This is a genomic window from Dyadobacter sp. CY327 (assembly GCF_021390415.1).
GTDB lineage: Bacteria > Bacteroidota > Bacteroidia > Cytophagales > Spirosomataceae > Dyadobacter > Dyadobacter chenhuakuii.
On the sequence record NZ_JAJUXJ010000001.1, the window covers coordinates 118993 to 144302 of the forward strand.

General features: G+C 44.9%; 20 protein-coding genes. 11 read left to right on the forward strand and 9 right to left on the reverse strand.

Annotated elements, in window-relative coordinates:
- Positions 1–56: 56 nt before the first annotated feature.
- Positions 57–1748: a pseudouridine synthase gene (locus LZG74_RS00570; protein ID WP_233794728.1), complete on the reverse strand. Its 1692-nt coding sequence runs from the start codon at positions 1746–1748 to the stop codon at positions 57–59.
- A gap of 295 nt (positions 1749–2043) precedes the next feature.
- On the opposite strand from LZG74_RS00570, the gene LZG74_RS00575 reads away from it, so the two are divergent.
- The 4 genes from LZG74_RS00575 (at position 2044) to LZG74_RS00590 (ending at position 7862) form a co-directional block, all read left to right on the forward strand.
- Positions 2044–3993, forward strand: coding sequence for an acetoacetate--CoA ligase (locus LZG74_RS00575; protein ID WP_233794729.1), 1950 nt, complete (start codon positions 2044–2046; stop codon positions 3991–3993).
- A 137-nt stretch (positions 3994–4130) separates the two neighbouring features.
- Positions 4131–5834, forward strand: coding sequence for a S41 family peptidase (locus LZG74_RS00580; RefSeq protein ID WP_233794730.1), 1704 nt, complete (start codon positions 4131–4133; stop codon positions 5832–5834).
- Positions 5835–5877: 43 nt separating this feature from the next.
- Positions 5878–6630, forward strand: coding sequence for an SDR family NAD(P)-dependent oxidoreductase (locus LZG74_RS00585; RefSeq protein WP_233794731.1), 753 nt, complete (start codon positions 5878–5880; stop codon positions 6628–6630).
- Positions 6631–6632: 2 nt separating this feature from the next.
- On the forward strand, positions 6633–7862 hold the full coding sequence (locus LZG74_RS00590) for an MFS transporter (RefSeq protein WP_233794732.1): 1230 nt from the start codon (positions 6633–6635) through the stop codon (positions 7860–7862).
- On the opposite strand, the gene LZG74_RS00595 is transcribed toward LZG74_RS00590, so the two are convergent.
- The 3 genes from LZG74_RS00595 to LZG74_RS00605 all read right to left on the reverse strand — a co-directional run bounded on the left by LZG74_RS00595 (position 7859) and on the right by LZG74_RS00605 (position 12222).
- The gene (locus LZG74_RS00595; protein ID WP_233794733.1) at positions 7859–8548 is read right to left on the reverse strand and encodes a peptidoglycan DD-metalloendopeptidase family protein; all 690 of its coding nucleotides are present in this window, start codon (positions 8546–8548) and stop codon (positions 7859–7861) included. The genes LZG74_RS00590 and LZG74_RS00595 overlap by 4 nt on opposite strands.
- Before the next feature lie 63 nt (positions 8549–8611).
- Positions 8612–11191: a zinc-dependent metalloprotease gene (locus LZG74_RS00600; protein WP_233794734.1), complete on the reverse strand. Its 2580-nt coding sequence runs from the start codon at positions 11189–11191 to the stop codon at positions 8612–8614.
- 86 nt (positions 11192–11277) lie between these two features.
- Complete coding sequence (locus LZG74_RS00605; protein ID WP_233794735.1) at positions 11278–12222, reverse strand: phosphatase; 945 nt, start codon at positions 12220–12222, stop codon at positions 11278–11280.
- Positions 12223–12378: 156 nt separating this feature from the next.
- Here LZG74_RS00605 and rpsU point away from each other — a divergent pair, with 156 nt between their 5' ends.
- The 3 genes from rpsU to LZG74_RS00620 all read left to right on the forward strand — a co-directional run bounded on the left by rpsU (position 12379) and on the right by LZG74_RS00620 (position 16202).
- A complete protein-coding gene (gene rpsU, locus LZG74_RS00610) occupies positions 12379–12573 on the forward strand; it encodes a 30S ribosomal protein S21 (protein WP_026629542.1) in 195 nt (64 codons plus the stop codon).
- Positions 12574–12677: 104 nt separating this feature from the next.
- Complete coding sequence (locus tag LZG74_RS00615; protein WP_233794736.1) at positions 12678–13550, forward strand: tyrosine-type recombinase/integrase; 873 nt, start codon at positions 12678–12680, stop codon at positions 13548–13550.
- 66 nt (positions 13551–13616) lie between these two features.
- Complete coding sequence (locus tag LZG74_RS00620) at positions 13617–16202, forward strand: phosphoenolpyruvate carboxylase (RefSeq protein WP_233794737.1); 2586 nt, start codon at positions 13617–13619, stop codon at positions 16200–16202.
- Positions 16203–16311: 109 nt separating this feature from the next.
- Here LZG74_RS00620 and LZG74_RS00625 read toward each other — a convergent pair whose 3' ends face one another.
- Both LZG74_RS00625 and LZG74_RS00630 read right to left on the reverse strand, forming a co-directional pair.
- Positions 16312–16914: a hypothetical protein gene (locus LZG74_RS00625; protein WP_233794738.1), complete on the reverse strand. Its 603-nt coding sequence runs from the start codon at positions 16912–16914 to the stop codon at positions 16312–16314.
- Between the two features lie 7 nt (positions 16915–16921).
- Complete coding sequence (locus LZG74_RS00630) at positions 16922–18784, reverse strand: M12 family metallo-peptidase (protein ID WP_233794739.1); 1863 nt, start codon at positions 18782–18784, stop codon at positions 16922–16924.
- Positions 18785–19013: 229 nt separating this feature from the next.
- On the opposite strand from LZG74_RS00630, the gene LZG74_RS00635 reads away from it, so the two are divergent.
- From LZG74_RS00635 to LZG74_RS00645, 3 genes are all read left to right on the forward strand, one after another.
- The gene (locus LZG74_RS00635; RefSeq protein ID WP_082217549.1) at positions 19014–19448 is read left to right on the forward strand and encodes a MarR family winged helix-turn-helix transcriptional regulator; all 435 of its coding nucleotides are present in this window, start codon (positions 19014–19016) and stop codon (positions 19446–19448) included.
- 196 nt (positions 19449–19644) lie between these two features.
- Positions 19645–20376, forward strand: coding sequence for an SIMPL domain-containing protein (locus LZG74_RS00640; protein WP_233794740.1), 732 nt, complete (start codon positions 19645–19647; stop codon positions 20374–20376).
- Between the two features lie 117 nt (positions 20377–20493).
- Positions 20494–20826 carry a YtxH domain-containing protein gene (locus LZG74_RS00645; protein WP_026629535.1) on the forward strand — a complete coding sequence of 111 codons (333 nt, stop codon included), beginning with the start codon at positions 20494–20496 and terminating at the stop codon, positions 20824–20826.
- A 17-nt stretch (positions 20827–20843) separates the two neighbouring features.
- On the opposite strand, the gene nudK is transcribed toward LZG74_RS00645, so the two are convergent.
- Positions 20844–21470: a GDP-mannose pyrophosphatase NudK gene (gene nudK, locus LZG74_RS00650; protein WP_233794741.1), complete on the reverse strand. Its 627-nt coding sequence runs from the start codon at positions 21468–21470 to the stop codon at positions 20844–20846.
- 143 nt (positions 21471–21613) lie between these two features.
- On the opposite strand from nudK, the gene LZG74_RS00655 reads away from it, so the two are divergent.
- Positions 21614–22132 carry a cupin domain-containing protein gene (locus LZG74_RS00655; RefSeq protein WP_233794742.1) on the forward strand — a complete coding sequence of 173 codons (519 nt, stop codon included), beginning with the start codon at positions 21614–21616 and terminating at the stop codon, positions 22130–22132.
- Between the two features lie 15 nt (positions 22133–22147).
- On the opposite strand, the gene LZG74_RS00660 is transcribed toward LZG74_RS00655, so the two are convergent.
- A complete protein-coding gene (locus tag LZG74_RS00660; RefSeq protein WP_233794743.1) occupies positions 22148–23257 on the reverse strand; it encodes a hypothetical protein in 1110 nt (369 codons plus the stop codon).
- A gap of 282 nt (positions 23258–23539) precedes the next feature.
- The gene (gene ggt / locus LZG74_RS00665; protein WP_233794744.1) at positions 23540–25306 is read right to left on the reverse strand and encodes a gamma-glutamyltransferase; all 1767 of its coding nucleotides are present in this window, start codon (positions 25304–25306) and stop codon (positions 23540–23542) included.
- Between the last annotated feature and the right edge of the window lie 4 nt (positions 25307–25310).

Below are 25310 nucleotides of genomic sequence, written 5' to 3' on the forward strand. Positions count from 1 at the left end.
CCGGCTGTTACGTTTATCGTAGCAGCCGGTTTTCTTTTTGTATTATTCCAAAAATCTTAAAGCATGAATTTCAGCTTTACAACTTCTTTTTCACTCAAAAATCTCCATTTACCACGCGGAAGGTCTTTCTTGTTCAATCCTGCGAATACCGTGCGGTCGAGCTTTTGAACTTCGTAACCCAAATGTTCGAACATCCGGCGAACGATACGGTTCCGGCCGCTGTGAATTTCCAAGCCCACCACCATCGCATCTGGCGTTACAATGCCAACTTCATCAGGCCGAATGAAACCGTCTTCCAATTCAAGGCCGTGTTGGAGCTTTTCAAAATCTTCCGTTGTAATCGGCTTATCCAATTCCGCCTGATAGATTTTCTTGATCCCGCCGGATGGGTGCGTCAGCTTTACAGCCAGTTCTCCATCATTGGTCAAAAGCAATAAACCCGTTGTATTCCTATCCAAGCGACCCACCGGGTAAACACGCTCCGCACAAGCACCTTGAATAAGGTCAAGCACGGTTTTGCGCTCTTCCGGATCGTCGGTTGTGGTAATGTAATCTTTTGGCTTATTAATTAATATATAAACCATTTTCTCCGGGTTCAATGCCTTTTTGCCATATTTCACAACGTCAGTAGGCAATACTTTGTAACCCATCTCTGTAATCGTTTTACCATTTACAGAAATCTGGCCCGAAGCGATAAGATCATCCGCCTCGCGACGCGAGCAAATGCCTGCATTTGAAATGTATCTGTTCAAACGAATAAGTGCAGATTCTTCCTTTTCCTTTCGTTTCGGCGCATTTTTCTTTTCGTAGCTGGACAAATTGTAGCGTGGAGCACTTTCAAATCGGCCCACTCTTCTGTCTAATCCGCTGCGATCTTCTGCTTGCTCTGCGTTTTCATTATGGCCAGACTTTTCGAAATCACGCTCTACATGCGCGGCTTCATCTTTTTTTTTAAATTCTGGCTTGCCGTCTCCGCTGGGACGGCCAAAAGAACGCTCAGCTGATGGCCGTGAATCGCGTCTTTCGCCGTCGCGCGCAGGTCTATCAGCACGAGGCTTGAATTCTCTGTCGCCGGTTGGCCTGTCAGCACGAGGTTTGAATTCTCTGTCGCTGGTTGGTCTATCTCTTTGACCAAATTCTCTGTTGCCAGATGGTCTTTCTCTTGGTCCTGATTCTTCTCTTGAACGGAATGGACGGGAATCTCCGGATTGGGCAGGGCGGTCATCGCCTCTTCTCTCAAAACGCGGCCTGTCGCCTTCGCGTGCCGGTCTGTCAAAGCGCGGTTTGAATTCTCTGTCTCCGGATGATCGTTCTCTTTGTCCAAAATCCTTTTTATCAGCAGGGCTGCGGAAACCGCCTTCTTTTTTAGGAAAGCTTGGTCTGTCATTTCCAGGCTTATCAAAGCGCGGTTTGTCAAAACCAGATTTGAATGAAGGCTTGTCGAAGCGAGGCTTATCAAACCTCGGCTTATCGAAGCTCGATTTGTCGAAGCTCGATCTGTCGCTTGATCCTTTTTCGTGGTCGAAGCTGGGACGTGCTTTTTGTCCTGCGTTATCTCCGTTCGAGGATGCAGTGCGTAAGCTTGACTTTTTGATGCTTGGTTTACTAAAACGGCTTTCTGCCTCAGGGCGAGCCTTTTTGAATGGATGGCCTGCGCCGTCACTGGATTTGCGGAAGGATTTCTGTCCGCCGGTCGAAGGCTGCGAAGCTTTTGGCGCCTTCGAGGGTGTTGATGTTCTTTTTCTCATTAGGAATGCAGTATCACTACTGGAATTTGTTTCCTCTTACTATTTGCCGTGTACTGACAGCGGTTTTTCGATCTGTATTTCAAAGATGCCACTAAAACCCGCTAATCAACGTATCTGATGATCAGAGTACTAAGTGTTTTAATTAAGTCTGCAAAGATACAGGAAATTTTTAAGTAAATATTTTCACTTCGGTTTATGCCATTTTTGGTAACCAAACGTTTATTAGTACTATTGGTTCAATGCACTGAAAAGCGCCTTTTTCCATAACCTAACCTTCACCTATAAAGATGTAAATATGCCTACTGATGTCCTGCCTCAACCGCTATGGAAACCAGGGAGAACGCTTCTGGAGCAATCCAATCTCAAAAAATACATGGATTGGCTTTTTGTCAAAAGAGGCCTTTATTTCCGCTCCTACCATGATCTTTGGGATTGGTCGGTGACGGATCTGGAAGATTTCTGGGAGAGTTTGTGGCTTTACTTCAATATAAAATCCCATGACCTTTACCTGGAAGTGTTGCAAAGGCCAAAGCATGGGATGATCGGCACTAAATGGTTTACGCGTTCCAAGCTGAACTATGCCGAGCATGTTTTCAGAAATAAAACAAAGGACCGGCCAGCCATTCTTTTTCAATCAGAACAATCCGGATTAACGGAAATTTCCTGGGAGACGCTTGAAACGGAAGTTGCCGCTGTGGCTGCCTGGCTCAAACAGCGCGGCGTGCGTCCGGGTGACCGCGTGGCAGCTATTTTGCCAAACATTCCGCAGGCCGTTGTGGCTTTTCTCGCGACCAATGCTGTGGGCGCTGTGTGGTCGTCCTGCTCACCTGATTTTGGTAAAACAGCCATTACAGATCGTTTTTCTCAGATTGAGCCCAAAGTGCTTTTCGTGGCGGATGGTTATGTTTATAATGGTAAAACTTACGACCTTACAGCATTCGCACAAGAGCTATCCTTCACATTACCAAGTGTTAAGGACACGGTTTTAGTGAATAATATCAATGCAGAGAACCGACCGGAAAGATTAACTTCCTGGGAAGACATTCTGCATCTTGAAAATTTCGGGCTTGATTTCGAGCCGCTTCCCTTCGATCACCCGATCTGGATCCTTTATTCTTCGGGCACCACGGCTAAGCCAAAAGCCATCACGCATAGCGTCGGCGGCTGCCTTATCGAACATCATAAGGCATTGATCTTACATCAGAATGTAAAACCGGGCGACCGCTATTTCTGGTATTCGACCACGGGCTGGATGATGTGGAATTATGCATTGGGATCGCTGCTTTGTGGTGCAACGCTTGTGCTATATGACGGAGCGCCTGCATTTCCATCATCACAAGTGCTCTGGACATTGGCCGAAAAAGCGAAGATCACGCATTTCGGAAGCGGCGCAGCTTACTTCAATGCGTCCATGAAAGCGGGTGTGAGCATTACTTCTGAAAGTCTTAATGCATTGGAAACCATCGGTTCCACCGGCTCGCCGTTGCCGCCGGAGGCCTACGAATGGATTTATAAATATGTAAAAAAAGATGTCTGGCTCATTTCGCTAAGCGGTGGAACGGACGTTTGCAGTGCATTCGTGGGCGGCTGCCCGATTTTGCCCGTTTATCCGGGAGAAATCCAGTGCCGGATGCTCGGCTGCCGGATCGAGGCTTATAGTGAAGATGGCAAACCAGTGACCGACGAGCTGGGTGAAATGGTGATTACGCAGCCCATGCCCTCCATGCCCATTTATTTTTGGAATGATGAAGATGACGAGAAATATATCAGCAGCTATTTTGAAATGTATCCCAATATCTGGCGCCACGGCGACTGGATCAAGGTTACCGACCGCAATTCTGTCATCATCTACGGCCGCTCGGATGCAACGTTGAACCGGGGTGGGGTAAGGATCGGAACCGCCGAAATTTATCGCGCCGTCGAGAGCATTCCGGACGTGAAAGACAGTTTGGCGGTGTATCTTGAAAAGGCGAACGGTGACGGGACAATTTCGTTGTTTGTTGTTTTAAGCAAAGACAAAACTTTGACCGACGAGCTGAAACAACGCATAAAGGACGTTTTAAGAAATGAATACAGTCCACGCCACGTTCCGGATACAATAGAGCAGGTTAGCGACATTCCCTATACGATTAACGGGAAAAAAATGGAGGCGCCTATGAAGCGGATTCTGATGGGACAGGATCCTGCCAAATGCATCAATCCGGAGACAATGCGTAATCCGGAGTCTTTAAAGGCATTTGTTTGAGGGCAGAAGTTGGACTAATATCTTATAAATCACCTCTGATACACTTGCTTTAGGCAACCAAAATCGCTTACTTCACGTTAGAGAAATGTGCCTACTGCAACAGGCATGTATACAACGCTTTCAAATATTTTATTGGCATGAATCAACAAAAATCTCCTAACCCGATTCATAATTCCCGTTCAGTGGTTCGCCTGCCTATCATTATAGCCATTACACTGGCTGCTGGTGTGCTGTTGGGAAGCACTTTTTTTAGCGGGGGCCGCAAGCTTTCGGACGTAGCGAAGGGTTATGCCAAATATCGCGAAGTGCTCATGCTTGTTGAGAATAATTATGTAGATTCTGTTAATACTGAGGAGCTTGTAGATTTTTCTATCTCAAAAATGCTCGAAAAATTAGATCCCCACACCGCTTATTTCAACACGGAGGAAGCCACTGCGGCCCGTTCGCAGCTGGAATCCGGATTTGACGGCATTGGTGTGGAGTTCAACATATATAATGACACGGTTTACGTGGTGACGCCATTAAGCGGCGGTCCTTCGGAAGCGGCCGGAATTCAGAGCGGCGACCGCATTATTTCAGTTAATAAGGAGAATTTATCTGGTCCTGGCGTTACTAATGCCCAGGTTTACAAGCTGTTGCGTGGAAAGAGAGGCACTAAGGTTGATCTGGCCATTGAAAGGGTTGGTTTAGATGAAAAAATGAACTTTGCAGTGGTCCGTGACCGCATTCCGACTTATTCTGTTGACGCATCGTATATGGTAGATCAGGAGATTGGCTATATTAAGGTGAGCCGTTTCTCGGAAACCACTTACGACGAATTCAAATCAGCATTAAAAACACTGAAAGCCAGTGGCTTGAAAAACCTGATCCTTGATTTGCGAGGAAATCCGGGCGGTTATATGGAGCGTGCCACAAGCATGGCCGATGAATTTATTGCTGGCGATAAGCTATTGGTTTACACAGAAGGCAAGGATAGCCGGTTTGACAGAAAAACGCGTTCACACGTGGACGGAATGTTCGAACAAGGCCCGTTGATCGTATTGGTGGACGAAGGAAGTGCGTCTGCATCCGAAATCCTGGCGGGAGCGTTGCAGGATCACGACCGTGCATTGGTCGTTGGAAGGCGTTCTTACGGAAAGGGTTTAGTCCAAATGCCGATCAAGCTTTCGGACGCATCCGAACTTCGCCTTACTATTTCAAGATATTTTACACCAAGCGGCCGGAGCATTCAAAAACCTTATGAGCTGGGCAAAGGTGAAGATTATAGCCAGGATCTTTCGCATCGTTACGAGAGCGGCGAATTGTTCAGTGCGGACAGCATTAAATTTGATAAAACCAAAATTTACAAAACAGACGGAGGCCGCATCGTTTATGGCGGCGGCGGGATTACACCCGATATTTTTGTTCCAAAAGATACGCTGCTGAACAGCAAGTATTTATTTGAATTGTATTCCAAAAACATCATCAGAGAATACGCGCTTCGCTACGCAAATGACAATCAGAAAAAGCTTGAAAAACAGTCATTTAATGACTTCTTGACGTCGTTCCAGATATCTGACGCGATGATTGCGGAAATGGTGAAGGATGCTTCGAAGGCTGGAATTAAACCAAATGAAAAAGAGTTAACCCTTTCTAAACCCATTATTACTTCGCAAACGAAGGCGATCATCGGACGATATGTTTGGGGCAGGAAGCAGAAAAACGGGCTTAATAATGAGATTTTTCAGGTGCTGAATCCGACGGATAATGTTTATCAGCAAGCGGTCCAGCTATTCAGCCAGGCTGCGCAGCTGGAAAAAGGGAAGTTCAGCAGTTTGAACATTCCCAAAAATAAAAAGTGAGCATCCCCGGAAGCGCACATCTTTTGACGAATTTGATTTTATAATGTCTCGAATTGCATTGATTACCGGAGCCACATCCGGAATTGGAAAGGCCACTGCGGAATTATTTGCAGGTGCCGGAATTGATCTTATCCTTTGCGGGCGCCGCCAGGAACGATTGGATGAAGTTTCTGCTGAATTATCTTCAAAAGCTAACGTTACCACGCTGGTTTTTGATGTGCGTGACAAAGGCGCGGTGATCGCTATGATCGGTTCCTTGCCGGATGATTGGAAAAACATTGATATCCTGGTCAATAATGCTGGTAATGCACATGGAATGGGTTCATTGGCCGAGGGTGATACGGAGGATTGGGATGCAATGATCGATGGAAATGTGAAAGGCTTGCTATATGTTTCGAAAGCAGTGATTCCGCTGATGCTTGAAAATGGGGCGGGGCATATTGTCAATATCAGTTCCATTGCAGGAAAGCAGACTTACATGAATGGTGCCGTTTATTGTGCTTCCAAGGCTGCAGTCGAGGTTTTAAGTGAAGGAATGCGCCTTGATCTGACGCAGCATGGCATTAAGGTGACCAATGTCGCGCCCGGCGCAGTGGAAACAGAATTTTCGCTGGTCCGTTTTAAAGGAGATGAAAGCCGTGCCGAAAAAGTGTATCAGGGATTTGATCCTTTGCAGGCTGTTGATATTGCCGATGCCATTCTTTACGCAGTGAATGCACCAAGCAGGGTTACAATCGCTGACATTACCATTTTAGCTGCTGCGCAATCTGCCGCAACGACGATTCACAGGAAGTAAGCATGAAATCTACTGAACAAAATCCCATTGCTGTTGACTCAACGACAGCAATAAATACTTCGCAAACAGTTTTCCCGATTTTGCTTGCGTTAAGCTTCTGTCATTTGCTGAATGACACGATGCAGTCCTTAATTCCTTCCATTTACCCGATGGTTAAGGAATCTTTTCAATTGAATTTTACCCAGATAGGGCTGATCACATTCACATTTCAAGTGAGCGCTTCTGTACTGCAACCTGTGGTAGGCGCGTACACGGACAAGCGTCCGCAACCCTTTGCATTGGCTGTGGGAATGTGCTTTACATTGCTGGGACTCATTTCATTATCTCTTGCGAACAGCTTTAATCTTGTTTTGCTTTCAGTGGGGTTGATCGGCGTTGGTTCAGCGGTTTTTCATCCTGAGGCTTCCCGCGTGGCGCGTATGGCTTCGGGCGGTAAGCATGGCATGGCGCAGTCGCTGTTCCAGGTGGGCGGTAATGCTGGGAGTTCGCTGGGGCCTTTGCTGGCAGCATTGATTCTGTTGCCTTATGGACGTTTTCAGGTGATTTGGTTTTCGCTGGTTGCGCTTCTGGCGATTGTTATTTTATCCTGGGTAGGCGGCTGGTATAAGCAAAGTCTAAGCCATGTCGCTGCGAAAAAAGTCGAAAAAGCACATCAGGAATCGCATTTGTCAAAAGGGAAAATCGTGTTTGCGATTGGTATTTTGCTGCTGCTAATCTTTTCGAAATACATTTATATGGCCAGTATTTCGAGCTATTTCACTTTTTACCTGATTGACAAGTTTGGCGTGTCCATACAGAATTCACAGATATATCTTTTCGCATTTCTATTCGCCGTTGCAGCGGGAACATTCATCGGAGGACCGGTTGGCGATAGGATTGGCCGGAAATACGTGATCTGGATATCGATATTAGGTGCAGCCCCGTTTGCCTTGCTGCTTCCTTATGTTAATCTGTTCTGGACGGGCGTATTAAGCTGCATTATCGGGCTCATTCTTTCCTCAGCCTTTTCCGCGATCCTGGTCTATGCACAAGAGCTTATTCCCGGAAAAGTCGGCATGATTGCAGGGCTGTTCTTCGGCTTCGCTTTCGGCATTGCAGGAATCGGATCGGCCATTCTGGGAAGCGTCGCCGACAAAACCAGCATTGAATATGTCTTCTGGATCTGCTCCTTTTTACCGCTTATCGGGCTGCTGACAGGGTTTCTGCCGAACTTGGAGCGGAGTAAGGGTTAAGTTGCTGAACAGTTTTCCACTATCCTCAAAATCAAATTTGGATCAGGACAGAGATTTAAATAATGTTCGCTGTCCTGAATGCTGCTTACGCCGGGGAAGTCGCCTTGATAGTTACCCATGTCTTTGATAATCTGGAAATGCAGATGCGGTGGCCAGTCGCCGTTTTCGGGATAGGGGCCAATGGTGGCGAAATTTTCGTTGGCTAAAATATTTTTGCCGACATACAATCCTTCCAGTGAATTCAGTGACAGATGCCCGTAAAGTGTGTAGAAGACGACATTATTTAATGCATGAGCGAGAATAATTGTTGGGCCGTAATCGCCATAATGGTCGTTGAAGGCAAAACTATGGACGGTTGCGTCTAGCGGTGCATAAATGGGTTCTCCGGCATTTGCCCAAATGTCCGTGCCGAGATGAACGCTCCTTGGTTGGTTGTCTGCGTTATTGAAATGTTTTCGCTGCCGATAGATAATGCGGTTTTCTGCGTAGCCGCCAATGCCTGTGAAAGCATTATTTTCAAGCATTTCATCAAATACAAATTGAGAGAAAACCGAAGTTTCGGATAAATCCCTTTGCACAAGCGCTTCATTGGATTCAGAAAAATCCAGTTTTTTAAATGGCTTCGCGCTATGAATGACAGGCGCAAAGCCATTTTGCTTTTCCAGAACTTCTCGAAGTGTAAGCATTAATTGGCATTTTATAACTGCTAAGCCCGGACAACCTTGTTTGCGGGCTTAGCAGAGTTGGATTTATTTCGGATCCAGCGCCATCTTTATCCGTTGCAAAACATCCTGCAAATGATACTTCGTAATTTTATCCGTCGATTTCGTGACAGCAGGTTGCAATGTTGCTTTCAGGCTTTCCAAATGTGCCCTCGCAACGGAAGGCAAATCCGTTTTTTCAAGTTCAACAACCCGTGTTGAAAAACCATAAGTGATCCCAACCGGTACGGACTGCACATTGGCTTTTCCTGGTTTCAGCAGATCAACCAATTTCTCGATATACACTTTTTGAAGATTTCTGCGGTGCAGGTCAATGCTTTTGCCCGTTTTCGTTTCTGACCAAATGCCGCTTTCCAGGTCTGTAAACATATCGTCCAGCGTATAATTCTTGCTTGAAATTCCGGTTTCCATCAGCCTGACCGCCCTGTCGCCTGCGAAGAGCGTCGTTAATGCATATTCCTGCAATGCTTTGATCGCTTCGACACCGGTTTCTGGTTTGATTTTACTTAAAATATTCTGGTCTAATAACCAGGTCGGCGTTTTGAACAACTGATTGTTAAGGAATACAACTGCTTCTTTCTGAGTCGATTTTGGCACAGTTTCAAAAGTCGATCCCTCCATGTCATATGTGGTAGGGTTATCGTAAATCCCGCCCACATTCTTCATCACGTGGCCAAGATAGCGACGATATTGCTGTATAACATTGTTGTAAATTTCATCCAGCTCCTTATAACTTTCACCATCCTCGCGGCTCCATTCGATCAGGTTGGGAAGAATTCTTTTTAAATTTTTAATGCCATACTCAGAAGCTTTCATCGCATTATCGCTCAGATCTTCGGTTTGATAACGCGGGTCATACGGGCTGATCTCCGTTCCGAAATGCAGTCGGGAATCTTTGTAAGCCTCTTTGGTCATTTCATTCAAAAGCATTTTCTCAGTCTTCGCATCCTTGGCGTCCAAGAAGTTGCTGTAACCCCATTGAATCGCCCATTTGTCGTAATCCCCGATTCTCGGGAACAGATTGGTAATGCTGTCCTCGGGCTGGGCCACGTAATTAAAGCGGGCATAATCCATGATAGAAGCCGTATGGCCATGCTTTTCAATCCATTCTTTGTCACGCAATTTCTCGACAGGTGTAGCCGAGCTCGCGCCCATATTATGCCTTAATCCCAGCGTATGCCCGATCTCATGCGAAGAAACAAAGCGCACAAGCTGGCCCATAAGCTCATCATCGAACTTCTTGGTGCGGGCTTTTGGATCAACGGCGCCAGCCTGGATAATGTACCAGTTGCGCAGCAAACGCATGACATTGTGATACCAGCCAATGTGGCTTTCCAGAATCTCACCGCTTCTCGGATCATGCACATTGGGCCCGTAGGCATTTTGAATATCGGCAGCGAAGTAGCGGATCACGGAATAACGCGCATCTTCCAGGCTCATGGTCGTGTCGTTTTCGGGCCAGTATTCACCGCGGATCGCATTTTTCCAGCCTGCTTTTTCAAATGCTTCCTGCCAGTCATCAACGCCGGCTTTCAAATATTTGCGCCATTTTTCAGGTGTGGCAGGGTCAATGTAATAAACGATTGGTTTTTTAGGCTCAATCAATTCGCCGTCGCGCTGCTTTTTAGCATCTTCTGCATTTTTAGGCTCTAAACGCCATCTTACCGCAAAAACTTCTGTATCAGAGCGCTGCGATTCTTCTCCGAAAATGGCATATTGATTTGCAAAATAACCCACCCGACTGTCGAAAATCCTTTTCCGCATCGGCTTTTCAGGCAGCAGGATCAGCGAAGTGTTCATTTCCATAGTCACAACGCCGGCATCGAGCCCGGACGGTAAATACTGACCGATGGACGGGGTAGGAGAAGTAGAGAGCAGCTGCGGCGTTACAGAAAATGTTTTAACGGTCCGGATTTCTGTATTAATGGGAAACGCCCGGATTTTCTCAATGTAGGAAGCTTCCTTTTTAAATGATGTCAATTTTAAAAGCTGCTTGCTGACCGAGCTCAGTGAGAAAACCTGATTATCAGCATTAAAGAAGTCCGTCACATCAATGACCGACGACTTTGCACCAGGCTCTTTTTTAACAGCTTTTATTTCAAAAACCCCGATAATAGGATCTGAGTTTGAGTTTTTAACAGCCTGGAAAATTGGCTTGGTGCTGTCGGGACTCGCAACGACCACTGTTACGGAACGCAATAACAGATTATGGTCCATCCCTTTTTCCCAGCGGATCATTTGCCGGTTGACCTCTTCACCTCCAAAAATCCCCCCGCCGGCAGCTGTTTTTGCGTAGCGCGTTACGGCCATAATGTCTTTGTCCAGCAGGGAGTCAGGGATTTCGAAATACCATTTCTCGTCCATTTTGTGAACAGAAATCATGCCTTTCTGGCTCACTGCGCTGGTGTCAATGAGGTCTTTGAAAGCCTTGGGGCCCTTCTTTTTGTCGTCTTTGAGTTTCTCTTTTACTGCGGTGGCCACGGCGTCCACGGCTTTTTCGATCTTGACGTCTTCCTGCTTTTCTTTTTTTTTCTTCTTTTGTGCGTAGGTGGTTGTGGTAAACAGAAATGTGATTCCTACAAAGAGGAAATAACGAATTAATCTCATAGAGTTGGTTTATGTTTTTGCTTGCTTACAAAAATATAAGTTTGCCGGATAGGACGTGCAAATAATTCGGGGAGGTTACAAAAATATTAAGCAGTCTTTTCAGCCAGCACTTCGGCCAGCACGCCTTCTTTTAATGCATAGCTTGAAACTTGTATCTTCTTGATTCCGTAGCTTTTGAGTACATAATCTATCAGGCAAACTGCAACCACGATCATGTCCACACGCAGTTCGATCATGCCCGGGATCTGCATTCGTTCGTCATGATTTCCGGTGAGGATGAGTGCATATGCCCGGTAAAATTCTTCCAGTGCCAATGAGAAATCAGTTTGGTTTTTCGGAGGCCTTTCATTGGTGCGGAAATGGAAATCAATGTCCACCAACGTGTCGAATGTCCCGGAAGACCCCACCAGCTTATCGGGGGAATACTGGTGGACGGCATTGGCCAGCGGGATCAGTTTCTCTTCAAAATAATTGTAAAGATTTTTCCTGTCACCCTGCGAAAGCGGATCATTGCGCATGAATCTTTCCATCAGTCGCTGTCCGCCAATCTCGAAACTTTGCTTCCAGAAAATCTGTGATCGGTTGCCGATGATGAATTCTACGCTTCCACCGCCAATATCCATGATCAGTGACGGTGAATCGCCTAGGTCTGCACCGCGTCGGACTCCTTTATAAATGTATTCGGCTTCGCGGTTGCCGTCGATCACAGTGATCGTAATGCCTGTTTTGGAAAGGATTTCAGCACAAAAATCCTGCTGATTTTCTGCATTCCGGATGGCACTGGTGCCGAAAGCGAAAGTTTTCTCATCGGGAACATTGAACTCGTCCAGCTTTTGCCGGAAATAAGTCAGGACCGTCAGTGCGCGCTCAACGGCATCCTGTGTAATGATCTTTTTGTTGATTCCTCCCAATCCGATCCTTGCCGGCCTGCTATCATGAAATATATTGGTGACAGCATCTCCATTTTTATCGACAATGAGCAGGTGAAAAGTGTTTGTTCCTAAGTCAATAATTCCCAGTCGCGAGCTCATATAGGGCATTTAATCTGTTAAAAGCTTTTTCCTCAATGCAATGATCACAAAAATAACCTAATAATAATGACTTATTTCTTGATTTTCTGTTTGATAAAGCTTTTCTTTGCAGTCCGATTTCAGAAACCAATTCAAAGAACATTACAATTTATAAGCATGCTTATTATAAACATTAAAGACAACGAATCGATTGACCGCGCTCTTAAGCGTTACAAGAAGAAATTTGAAAGAACTGGTACTATGCGCCAGCTTCGTGCTCGTACTGCTTTCGAAAAACCATCTGTAAGACGTCGTTTCGAAGTTTTGCGTGCCGTATACAAAGAAAAAACTTACGGTCATTTAGAAGACTAGTTCCCAGGAATGGTGTTCTGAAAGATTTCGACAGGATTATTATATCCATATCATAAGGAGAAGGGCTGCTTGTTAAAGGCGGCCCTTTTTTGTATGTTGCTGATATGATAACCTCATTTATTGATTTTTTGAAATTTGAAAAACGCGCCAGTGTTCATACTGTAAAGTCTTATCAGACGGATTTGGACCAGTTTCAGAAATATCTTTTGTTTCAATACGAGCTCGATAAGCCCGAAGGGGCAAAGGCACCCATGCTGCGGTCCTGGATTGTGAGTTTGATGGAAGAAGGCATGAATCCATCTTCTATTAATCGCAAAATCGCGTCACTCAGAACATTTTATGGATTTTTGAAACGTAAAAAGGCGGTTTCCCAAGATCCCACTAAAATTCTGTCAGCGCTGAAAACGCGCAAAAAACTGCCTGCTTTTGTTGAAGAAAAATCCATGGAAACGCTTTTCATGCCCGATACTTTTACCGACGACTTTGAGGGAGTCCGCGACCGCACCATTATGGAGCTGTTATATGGAAGCGGGATCCGGCTTTCGGAACTGGTTTCGCTTGAAATAAAAGACCTGAATCTTCCAGCCAGGACGATCCGAGTGTTTGGGAAAAGGTCAAAGGAGCGTGTCGTTCCCATTTCTACATCTCTGGCCAATTTACTTTTTCAATATCTGACATTGCGTGCTCCCGAGGAGGATACGGAATGCTTGATATTAACCAATTCAGGCAAAGCAGTTTATCCCGTCTTTATACAGCGAACGGTTGAAAAATACTTGTCGGCCGTCACCACATTGTCGCAAAAAAGCCCGCACGTATTGCGCCATACCTATGCCACACATTTGCTCAATCGGGGCGCGGATCTTAATGCGATTAAGGAGCTTCTGGGTCATGCTAACCTGGCTGCAACGCAGATTTACACGCATAACTCTATCGAAAAGCTCAAAAAAACGCATCAGCAAGCCCATCCAAAAGCCTGAAACCCATTTTTTAGAAGTATATTTGCCTTAATTGCAGTTTCCAGAATATAATTTTGTCACTCCAGTATGAATAACAGTTTCCAGGACGCGGTTGTAACGAAGTACAATATATTTAATAGTCTTTTTCTGAGTTTGCCCTATCGTGGTATATTTCAGACGGGATCATTGCTCCCCATACTAACGCAGCAGAGTGAGATCGGATTTCAGGAGGGAAAGACGCCACGGGAGATCATAGAGCACTTTTTTTCAGAATTACTGGAAACAGCTACACCAAAAGAAAGGACAGATCTGCTCTTTGCTTTTATCCAATATATAGAAAGGCAAGTTGTACTTTTCGACTCTGTGGAGGATGCTGCGTTTGACCAGACGCACGATCTGACCGGCAAAGGATCGGTTAATTATCTGACAGATCGCCTGGATAATGATGAGCTCAAAAAGAAGCTGCTTACCAAGCTCGAAGATTTCAGTGTACGGATCGTGTTAACTGCTCACCCGACACAGTTTTATTCGGGTAAAGTGCTTGGCATCATTAATGATCTCGAAGATGCAATCAAGGAAAACGACTTTACCGAAGTAAACCAGCTGCTCCTGCAATTGGGTAAAACCGCATTCATTAACCACGAAAAACCCACGCCTTTTGATGAAGCGGTGAGCCTTTGCTGGTTTTTGGAAAATGTATATTACGACGCTATTCCATCGATTCTTGAAAAACTGATCAATGGCCTGGGAATGAGCGTCCACGACTGGCCTTACCCCAATGTTTATCGGCTAGGCTTCTGGCCGGGCGGTGACCGGGATGGTAACCCGTTCGTGAATCCGGAAATTACGCTGCAAGTTGCGGCAAGATTGCGGGAAACGCTTTTGAGAGGATATTATCGTGATCTGAGACAATTGAAGCGCCGCCTGACTTTCAAAGGTGTGGACGAAGCGATCAGTTTGGCAGAACGCAAGATGAACAGCACCATTTTCGGGCCGTTTGAAGAGGGTTATGCCAATGCGCAGGAATTAATTGATGAGTTTCTGAAAGCCCGTGAGGTTTTAGTTTCCAAACATCAGGGTCTGTTTGTGAAATTGCTAGACAACTTCATCCTTAAACTAAACATTTTTGGGTTCTTTTTTGCGAGCCTGGATGTGCGCCAGGACAGCCGTAAACATGCAAAAGCGTGGGAAGATATCCTTAAAAGGCTGGAAAAGAAGATTCCGTTGCTAAAATACAGTGACTATGAAGGCTGGGATGAGGCCAAGAAAATAGACCTTTTACTTTCTCTGAACATTCCTTTGCGGGATGAAGATTATGAAGACGAGCTGACCAAGGACATTCTGGGTTCTATCCGCGCTATCAAAACGATTCAGGCGCAGAATGGTGAAAAAGGCGCTCACCGTTATGTGATCAGCAATAACACCTCTGCATTGAACGTAATGCAGGTCGTTGCGCTTGCTAAAAACCTGATTGCGGATGAATCTGGGAAACTTGCGCTGGACGTGGTTCCGCTTTTTGAAACCGTTGATGACCTTGCCAATGCGCCAGAGATTATGCGGACATTGTATCAAAACGAGTTTTACCGCAACCATTTGCAAAACCGCGAAAACCACCAAACTATAATGGTTGGGTTTTCTGATGGAACAAAAGATGGCGGTTACTTGCGGGCAAACTGGTCAATTTACCGCGCAAAAGAAGAATTAACGAAAGTATCGCGTGAATTTGGAATCAAGGTCACATTCTTTGACGGCCGCGGAGGTCCTCCTGCGCGCGGTGGTGGCAACAACCATAATTTTTACTCTTCGCTCGGAACAGACATTGAGGATAAAGAAATCCAGCTTACTGTTCAGGGACAGACTATTAGCTCAAATTACGGAACAGTAACCACGGCCATGTACAATTTGGAAAGATTGTTCACGGCAGGGCTTGAAAACCACTTGTTTAGAGGAAATCGTGTTGAAGACGAGCTGAATGAAGAGGATAAAGTCCTTATTGAAGAGATGGCGGCATTAGCCTATGACTCCTATCTGGATCTGAAAAATCATCCGATGTTTGTCAAATATCTGGACAAAAAGACGCCGTTGCGCTTTTATGGACAAACTAACATTGGCAGTCGCCCTACAAAGCGTGGGAACGATGATGAAGGCCTGAAATTTGAAGATTTACGTGCTATTCCATTCGTGGGATCCTGGGCGCAGATGAAGCAGAATGTGCCAGGCTTTTACGGATTCGGAACAGCCATCGAACAGATGTCGAAAGACGGTAAGAAAGAGACTATTTCGCAGTTGTATAAAAAATCATTGTTTTTCAGGACATTGATCGAGAATTCAATGCAATCACTGTCCAAAGCATTCTTCCCTGCAACAAAATATTTGCGCGATGAGCCTGATTATAAGGAATTTTGGGATAAAATGTATGATGAGTTCCTGCTAACCAGAGACCAACTGCTTGAAGTTTCCGGGCAAAAAGAGCTTCTGGATAGCAACAATGTCACCAAGGTATCCATCAAAACCCGTGAGCGGATCGTCTTGCCATTGATCACCATCCAGCAATATGCATTGCAAATGCTAGCGGAAGATCCCAAGAATCTTCCGGTGGACGTGGAAACATACAACCAGCTCATTATGCGGGCCATGTTTGGTATCATCAACGCGGCGAGGAATTCAGCGTAGTAAGTTTCTAAATATTTAGGTCTCCTGAACATGCTCGAATGTTCAGGAGATTTTTTTTGCTATCAAATAATAAATTGTTGCGACTCTTTATTGCACATCGACCAGTTAGTTAGAGATGTCGGTTTCTTGTCCTTCGCTTCAATATTTTTGTATGAAATCTACCATTTGTAAAACGCAGCGTGTCAGGCAATGGGCTATCGTCTTTTATTCCATCCACCACCATTGTAAATTTAAACTCGCCATAGATTTCGCCAGTAGTCATATTTAACGAATTGATTTGCAAATAACTATCACTTTTAGGAAGTATTCTGAAAGAGTCCCCAGGCTGATCGTCGTAAATTTGAGAATAGAGCAGGGCACGTACATGATCGTTGTCTATGCAGTATTTATTTTCTTCCGATGTCAGCAAAAATCTTCCTTTTCGAAGTGGAATCTGGTCAAAATATAAAACCTGCTGTCTAAATCCATTTGAATCGAATGAATTCGAAAACATATATGCGCTTTTAATGGAACAGAGCGAATCAGTATTTTCCGAAATTCCCGCATAGACGGACTGGTAAGCATTATCATATAATTTACTCCATTCCGTTCCACTCATATCAGCTTCAAAATATCCCCATGATATTCCCGCGTTTCTGTACGGAGTGTAAATCTCACAAGCATTGCTTCCGATCATTAGAATAAAGAAAGTTAAACTTTTGAATGGTTTCATGAGGCAATTATCTTGATATAAGCACTCGCTTTGTTTCAATATTTTTGCCCACCATCAGCCTGATGAAATAAATCCCGGCTGGAAACTTCCTCGCGTCCCACTTTCTACTGGTAACCCCATTTGGTTTGCGCGTTAAATAGCTATCAGAAAGTGTTTGGATTACGGAGCCGGATTGATCCAATATGTCAAGTTTGATCTCGGCATCTGATGTTGTTTTGTAATTTATGCGAACCTCATCTGAGGCTGGATTTGGAGTTGCTTCAAGATGTAAAAGACTTTGAGAAAGAGAATCCGTTTCAACCACGCCAGTCTTGTAGGGATTTGGCATCTGTGATGTAACAGCAATAAATGCAGAAACAGATTTATCATTTCCCGTAACCGTTGCTTTAAACCATACTTTCTGAGTCTGATAGAAATTCCATGTAAAAATGTCCGTGGTAGTATTGGAAGTGAGATAATTAATCCCATCATAGCTATAATGCCAGACGATCGAATATGGCGCAGATCCACAGCTATATGTCACCTCATAGTTTTTGCCACCGGGTGCTGTTACAAAAGTTGGCCCGTCAACGTAAGCAACGAAAGGCGGATTGGGATTAGGTCTGAAAGTGCTTACAACCGAATGGGATTGGGTGACCCGTAGCGCGTTGTTTTCATTATTTGTTCCGGAAGGCTTACCTCCTACATTTATATTAGGATTGGAAAAATTTAAAAGTCGATTTTGGGCTTGTTGATCAGATATTGCTTTGCCAACCATCATTGTCCGGTCCGTAACTATCCCAAGGCCATTTTTGATACAATATGCTTGTGCATATGCAGGTGACCCGGCCGTATCTTCGTGTCGACAGCCATATAAGTGGCCAACCTCATGTGCAAATGTTTTTCTTGATGTACATGACCAGATTTCTACAATTGCATATGATCGGTCGTTTTGAAGAGTAACTGTGCCCGCGCCGCCTCGGGTATTACCGTTTGAATAAACTGCATCCGAGAACAATACGACTATGTCCGCCTGATATTGATTTCGGAGGTTTTGAGCAACAGGATTTATGATTAGCTTTTCGAGATCATCATTTAAATTTTGGCTTTCATTAACGTTTAATGGTGCTACACCGGCCAAGGTTAGCACAGCATTACTTGTTATTCCACTGTTGTATATTGTACTATTAAATTGAGCGACTGACAAATCTGCCCAATTAACTATTGCAGCAGCACTACCAGCCAGCGCCAACGCTTTAGGCGTATACAACACAAGCACCCGGGGGCTAATCAGCGGCTGACAGGGATTCATCTTTGCATTTGAACGGACCGGCGGGGCATGCTCGGGCTGTTGCGCGCTTATTCTTTCGGTGTAGTGATGCTCATCGGGTGCGATACAGCCGACGTCGTCGCCTTTTGACATGACAACTTCCTGCAAGCAATACAAACCGCCAGGTGCCGGGAAAATTTCGTAGATGCCGTCGGGCGTGGAGAAATGCGCGGAAACTCTTCCTGCTTTGGACAAGATAATGATTGTCCCGCGGTTCTCATCTGTTTTGCCTATCCATTCATAATCAGCACTTGAATAATACTTGACCTCGCTTGCTTCGGCAATGATAGGCTTGGCTTTTCCCGGAATTTCTAGTGTGAGAATGCCTTCTTTCTGAGCAGTAGCAATCGGGTTGAGACGGATGAAGTGGTGATTTGAAATGTTTGGGTTCTTTTTTAAGTGCGTAATGTAAGCACTCATTTCTTGATTGTCCGGAATGGCATTACCGGGGATTACTTCGATAAATTTTTGCGACTGGCCCACTGCCGGGTCGGAGCATAGAAATGAGATCAGAAAGTACGTTAGAGAGCTCCTTATCAGCAGGATAAAAAGTTTATGCATAGTGTATGGGATTAGTTTAGACAACTGAACCGCCGAATGTTGGTTTATTTTCAGGTATAACAAAGTATTTCTAGCCATGACTTTCCCAGTAGCAGGGTTCAATTATTTGCCGGTAATTTTGGGCATTGCGATAAAATCGAATAATTTCCCTGCAATTATTAGTAGACGAATAGTTGAAGGGACTTATAATTGGGATACTCAATTGCCCAAAGCTTCAACGTGACCAATCATGACGCATCATTCTGATCAGCGTGCCTATTTTTTTAAAATAGATACGACTATCAAAAAAATCCGAAATGCTTTACAAAAACAGCTGACGGAGGCCGGTTTTGACCTTACAGTGGACCAGTGGGTGCTAATAGATCATATTTTCAGACGGCAGGGAATCAGTCAGAACGAGCTTGCTGAGCTTACGTTTAAAGATCCGCCAACGGTCACACGAATCATTGATCTGCTGGAAAAAAAGGGGTTGGTGGAACGCGGACCGGCTGCCGGGGACAGAAGAAAATTCAATTTGTTCCTGACCAAAACAGGCGAATCAACCTATAATGAGGCTTTTCCTATTGTTGCAGACATTCGCCGAAAGGGTTGGGGAAGTTTGAATGATTCCGATTATCAGCACTTTGTCCGAATTATGGACTCGATTTATCAGAATTTTACCTGAAAAGGCAGAAAAATAAATTTTTTTTAGTGGTAAGTGGGAGAATAACAGCTGATTGCGTTATGCTCCCATTTTTGTTTTAAACCTTTGGCAAATCATTGCATCTAAACTACGTTGACGGCAATAATTCCGACGGATTACAACGTTAAGCCTGCCGACTGCATCTGTATTTTATATTCAATATTTACTAATGAAAGCCATGAAAAAAATTGTTTTGGGTTCCCTGCTTGCTATGACTGCTTTGTTCCCTGCTTTTTCGCAAATCAAATATGAACAACAGGTCGTTGCACCTAAGATTGAAGTAGCAGGTTTTGCCGAATTGGAAATTGTACCTGACGAAATTTACTTCAATATTTCACTGCAGGAATATTTTGAAGATGAAAAAAACCAAAAAAACAAGGTCATTATCAGCACTTTGGAAAAACAGCTGCTGAAAGCAGTTGAAGAGGCCGGGTTGCCCAAAGATGCGCTTTCTATCAGTGGATTAGGGGGTTATCAAAATTACACAGATAAGAAAAAGAAGCCTGCTACATTCCTTGAGAGCAAGCAGTATGAGCTGAAAGTGAGCAGTCCTGAGAAGTTGGACGGCATTTTGTCAAAAGTTGAAAGCCGCGGTGTGCAGTATGCGAATGTGAGCCGGGTGGACCATTCAAAAAGAGAAGAATTAAAGAAGCAGGTTAAAATCGACGCATTGAAAGCAGCAAAATTAAAAGCGGAATATCTGGTTGCTTCGCTGGACGAAAAGCTTGGTAAAGTACTTGAAATTAAAGAACTGGACGAAAACCTGTACTTTCCTCAGCCTGTTTTTGCGAAGGCCAATATGAGAACATTGGCGCAAGCAGAATCAGCGGATATGGTGGCGGATAGCCAGGTTCAATATCAGAAAATCAAGATAAGCTATCGCATGCAGGCCGCATTTGAGATTAAGTAAGCATGTGATGGTAAATGTGGGCACAGTTTTTTGTGCAAATGTTCGGTGACTTTAAGTATTCCTTTTGTACAAGACATAATTTCATAAATTTAATCTTAAACTAAGTAACTGGAAATCATGAGCATAAACTCAAAACACCTTGCCACATTTATTCTTGGAGCCGCCGCCGGCGTGGCCGCACATAAGTATCTTCAAAGCGAAGAGGGCGAAAAGCTTTTGGAAGACCTGAAAACGAAGGCTAACAATTTGAAAGCCGAAGCGGAAGGTGCAATCGATAAAGCTCCGGAGTATTTTGATGAGCTCAAAACAAAAGGTGCCGACACGCTTAAAAGCAGCTTCCCGGATGCTGAGAGCTTCTTCAAAGATCTTTATGAGAAATTCGTAGGCGGAAAGAGCAGCCCCGAAACGGCGACACCTCAAAACACGCCTACGCCTGATCCCATATCATAGCTAATAGAAAATGTAATTTAAATGGCCGAAGAGAGTTGATTTGACTCTGTTTGGCCATTTTTTGTGACTAATTGGGTGAGTTGCGCATGTTGCAGCAGCATAATGGTTTTGGCATCCTTAATTTCCCCGGACTTAACCATATCCAGCGCTTTTCCGAATGGTAATTCCATCACCTCAATGTTCTCCTGTTCCTGCGCGCTGCCGCCTCCATCACTCACTTTCATATCCTCACTATACTCTGCCACAAAGAAGTAGAGGATCTCAGTAACCGAACCGGGTGACATATAAGCTTCAAATATTTTCTCAACAGAATTAATTTTATAGCCCGTTTCTTCTTCCGTTTCCCGCCTGATGCAATCTTCCGGATTATCACGATCCAGCAGTCCGGCGCAAGCCTCTATCAGCATGCCGGTTTCATTTCCATTGACATAAGTCGGGATTCTGAATTGCCGGGTTAAGAGAACCGTTTGCTTTTCGCGGTTATAAAGCAAGATGACAGCCCCATTGCCACGGTCGTAGGCTTCTCTGGATTGCTTTTCCCATTGCCCGTCAGCGCGCTGATAGTCAAATGTATATTTTTTTAATGTATACCAATTATTTGATAGCACCTCGTCAGATGTGATGCGGACCCGGTCATTTTTCATATTGACTAATATTGATCGTTTATGATTAATTATGATCAAAATTAAGCAAATGATTGAATATGCCAAAACCTGGATCGTATTTTGAAGAATAAAAAGCCTGAGTTCCGGCGTGATTTATTAAATGGGCGTGCTAAATTGTCGGTATGATAGAAAACCTGAAACCAGCGCATTATTGGATTGAGAAATATGCATTAAGTCCGCATCCTGAGGGCGGTTATTATACCGAGACTTACCGGGCAGCAGAAAGCATTCCCAAGGAAGCATTACCGGAACGATTCAATGACGACAGGGCATTTTCAACCGGCATTTATTTCTTGCTGGAAAGCCATAATTTCTCAGCATTCCACAGGATTCAGGCCGATGAAATGTGGCATTTCTATGCGGGCGAAGCGTTGGATGTTTTTGTAATCGATGAGAGAAAAAGGGAAATCCAGGTGATCAGGCTAGGCAATAACCCCGACAATGGAGAAACATTTCAGGCAGTGGTGCCCGCAGGAGCGTGGTTTGCTTCGCGTCCTGCAAAAGGAAGTGCCTATGCACTGGTTGGGTGCACGGTTGCGCCGGGATTTGATTTTGCAGATTTTGAAATGGCCGAAAGGACCGCATTACAAATGCAGTTTCCTGAATTTAAACAAACTATCCAGGAACTGACAAGAGTTTAAATGTTGACCGAACGATTAATTGACGCGTAGTTTCGCCCAATATGGCTTGCTAACGGTCTTATCCGGAAACACAGCATAGACTTCATACTGACCGGCTGCAAGGTTCGCAGGAACAACATATCGGCCAACCGGATAACTTACACCGGCAGTGGCCCAATTCACAACCGCCAGGGCTGGTTTCAGATCCACCGTTGTCGCACCGCTTTTCAAACGCAATGCGGGCAATTTGGCAACATCGAAGCTTGTATTTGATGAGCCGTATTCCACCGGCGACGGTTTTGCATAAAATGTGTCCTCTTTTTTGAATGTCAATGGTTCCACATTTCTCGTAAGCGCCAATGTAAGATCTCCTTTCCAAATCGATTCTATGCCTTTGGTTGTGGCCACATTGGAAACGTAGATGGCACCTTTGCCAATCTGCTTCTCTCCTTCATGAAAGGTAAGCAGGTAAGAGCCGTCAGGTATATTGGCCGGGAATTTTTCCAGATTCAGGTTTGTGGCGCTTACATATTTCAATGCTGCTGTTGCCGGCGTCTTCACGAAATCGTTGGTGAATTTGACCGTATATTTGGTCGACGGAAGGAAATATCCACCGCTTATAAACACCGAATCTCTGGTAGAGTAAACAAATTTAGAGTCAGAGATCCTGGAAATAGGCTCGCCGCGCGTGAACGTAACACCTTCGAATTTGATCGGATTTTTATCCGCAAAAAGGACTTCCATCGTAACAGGGTCCGGGCCCACAAGCTTATCTATTGATTCAAAAACGATATTATCCTGATTCTGGTTATAAGTTGTTTGGTCGGTGAAGCCGGTTTTGGGATTGGTCAGCTTAATGATCGGCGCGGCCTGCCCGGGACGCGCAGGAATGGTCCCAACGCCGGAAACAAATTTGAAGGGGGTTTTGAAGCCGTTTGTATTGACAGTAATAGTCTTCGTCAGCAGCTCAACCTTAGGTTCGCCGCCGATTTCGAAATACACTGTGAATGTACCGGCAAACTTGTCTTCCTTATCACGTAATGTAAATGACAGCGGCGGGTTTCCTTTAAAATTATAGGTAATTGTGCTGTCTGTTGTGGCTTTTCCGAGGCTGTCTATCAGCACCACATTTTTGTTTAAAGACATTTTTAACTCTGCCGAATTGCTCTGATATGATTCGGGCATGCTAATCTGATAGTTCTTCGTTACCGAATCAAATGTGACTTTTTCAGAGTCAGTAACGTCAAATGATCTTAAAAACTGTATCGGTGCGAATGGCTTGCCGGTATCCGGATCGGGCCCGAGTTCGTTTGAATCTTTTTTACAGTTTGATAAGCAGGCAGCAGATATAAATAATAACAGGAATGTAAGTTTTTTCATAACAGGATAAAGCAATGCTTAAGAGTAACGCTCAAAAGCGCTGAAATATTAGTATCCCAAACTCGTGTCATCACCCCTCGGATCCGAGCCTCCTTCGAGCGAACCATCCGGGCGTACCAGTATACAATCCATACGCCCTATTGTATTGCGTTGCTGTTCAAGGTTATAACCTTTGTTCTGCAACCTTTTTATAGTGTTTTCCGAAAATGCATTTGATTCAAAAGTGGTTATGTCTGGTAACCATTGATGGTGAAATTTTAATGCGTTAACCGACTGCTGCATGGTCATACCGTGTTCCAGGACGTTCAGGATGGTTTGGTAAACGGATGTAATAATGGTCGATCCGCCCGGTGTTCCAACGACCATCAGGAGCTTTCCGTCCTTTTCTATAATGGTTGGCGTCATGGATGAAAGCATTCTTTTACCCGGCGCAATGGCATTTGCCTTGTTACCGATCAGCCCGTACATGTTAGGCGCGCCAGCCTTTATACTGAAATCGTCCATTTCATTATTCATCAGAAATCCGCCGCCTTTGATCACAACCCGGCTTCCATATCCGCCATTCAGCGTTGTAGTGAGGGAAACAGCATTGCCTTCTTTGTCAACGATAGAAAAATGTGTTGTTTCAAGACTTTCATAACCTGGGAAAACGCCGCCGCTGATGTCCTTGCTATCCGTTGCTTTATCCCAATTGAAGTCATTCCACCGCTTACTCAGGTAATCTTTACTGATCAGGGTTTCTACCGGCACTTTCACGAAGTCAGGATCGCCCAGGAACTTAGCCCGGTCGGCATAAACCCTGCGTTCCGCTTCGATCATCACCTGAATGGTGGAATCGCTGTGCCAGCCCCATTTCCGCAATGGATGCTGCTCGGTCAGGCGCATGAGTTGCAGCAATGCAACGCCACCGCTGGAAGGAGGCGCCATGGTGATCACCTTATATTCTTTATAGCTTTCTGTGATCGTTTCCCGCCACTGCGCTTTGTAGTCAGCCAGGTCTTTTTTACTGATAATCCCTTCTTTACTTTTATTAATATCCTTTACCAAAAGCCTCGCGGTCCTGCCTTTATAGAACCCATCGTGGCCCTTTTTCTGAATGCGGCGTAAAACCTTGCCCAAATCTTTCTGAACCAGCAAATCGCCGGCGACCCAGTCTTTCCCGGTTGGATTAATAAAATATTTTGTGCCCGGATTCAATGATAGCAAGTCTTTTTTGATTGCATTAAGCCCGCGTGCTTCTCTTTCTGTTTGTATTACGCCATTCTCCGCAAGGTCGATCGCTGGCTGAATAAGTTGTTTCCAGGGCAGTTTTCCATGTTTTGCATGTGCTTCGGCCATGCCAGCCACCGAGCCGGGAACACCCGACGCAAGTCTGCCGAGAATGCTGGATTGAGGGATAACATTGCCGTCTTTATCGAGATACATGTCTGCATGACCTTTTGCAGGCGCTTTTTCGCGGAAATCAATGCTATAACTCTTGCCGGTCTTATCTCTCAACACCAAAAATCCGCCACCGCCCAGATTCCCCGCAGACGGATGCACAACAGCCAAGGCAAATTGCACCGCAACCGCCGCGTCAACCGCATTGCCTCCTGCCTTTAATATCTCAACTCCTACTTTTGAGGCTTCCGGATGTGCAGAGGCAACCATGCCATTTTTCGAAATTACTCCCGGCCTGTCACTGAAAAATGGTTTCTGATTAGGGTCGTCGGAAAGAAACTGATAGAATCCGGTGGACTCCTTAACTGGTGCTTGCGCAATAAGAAATCCCGGGAAAATACAGCAAGCAAGTGCAAGAGTGTAGCGTAATGTCATTGTC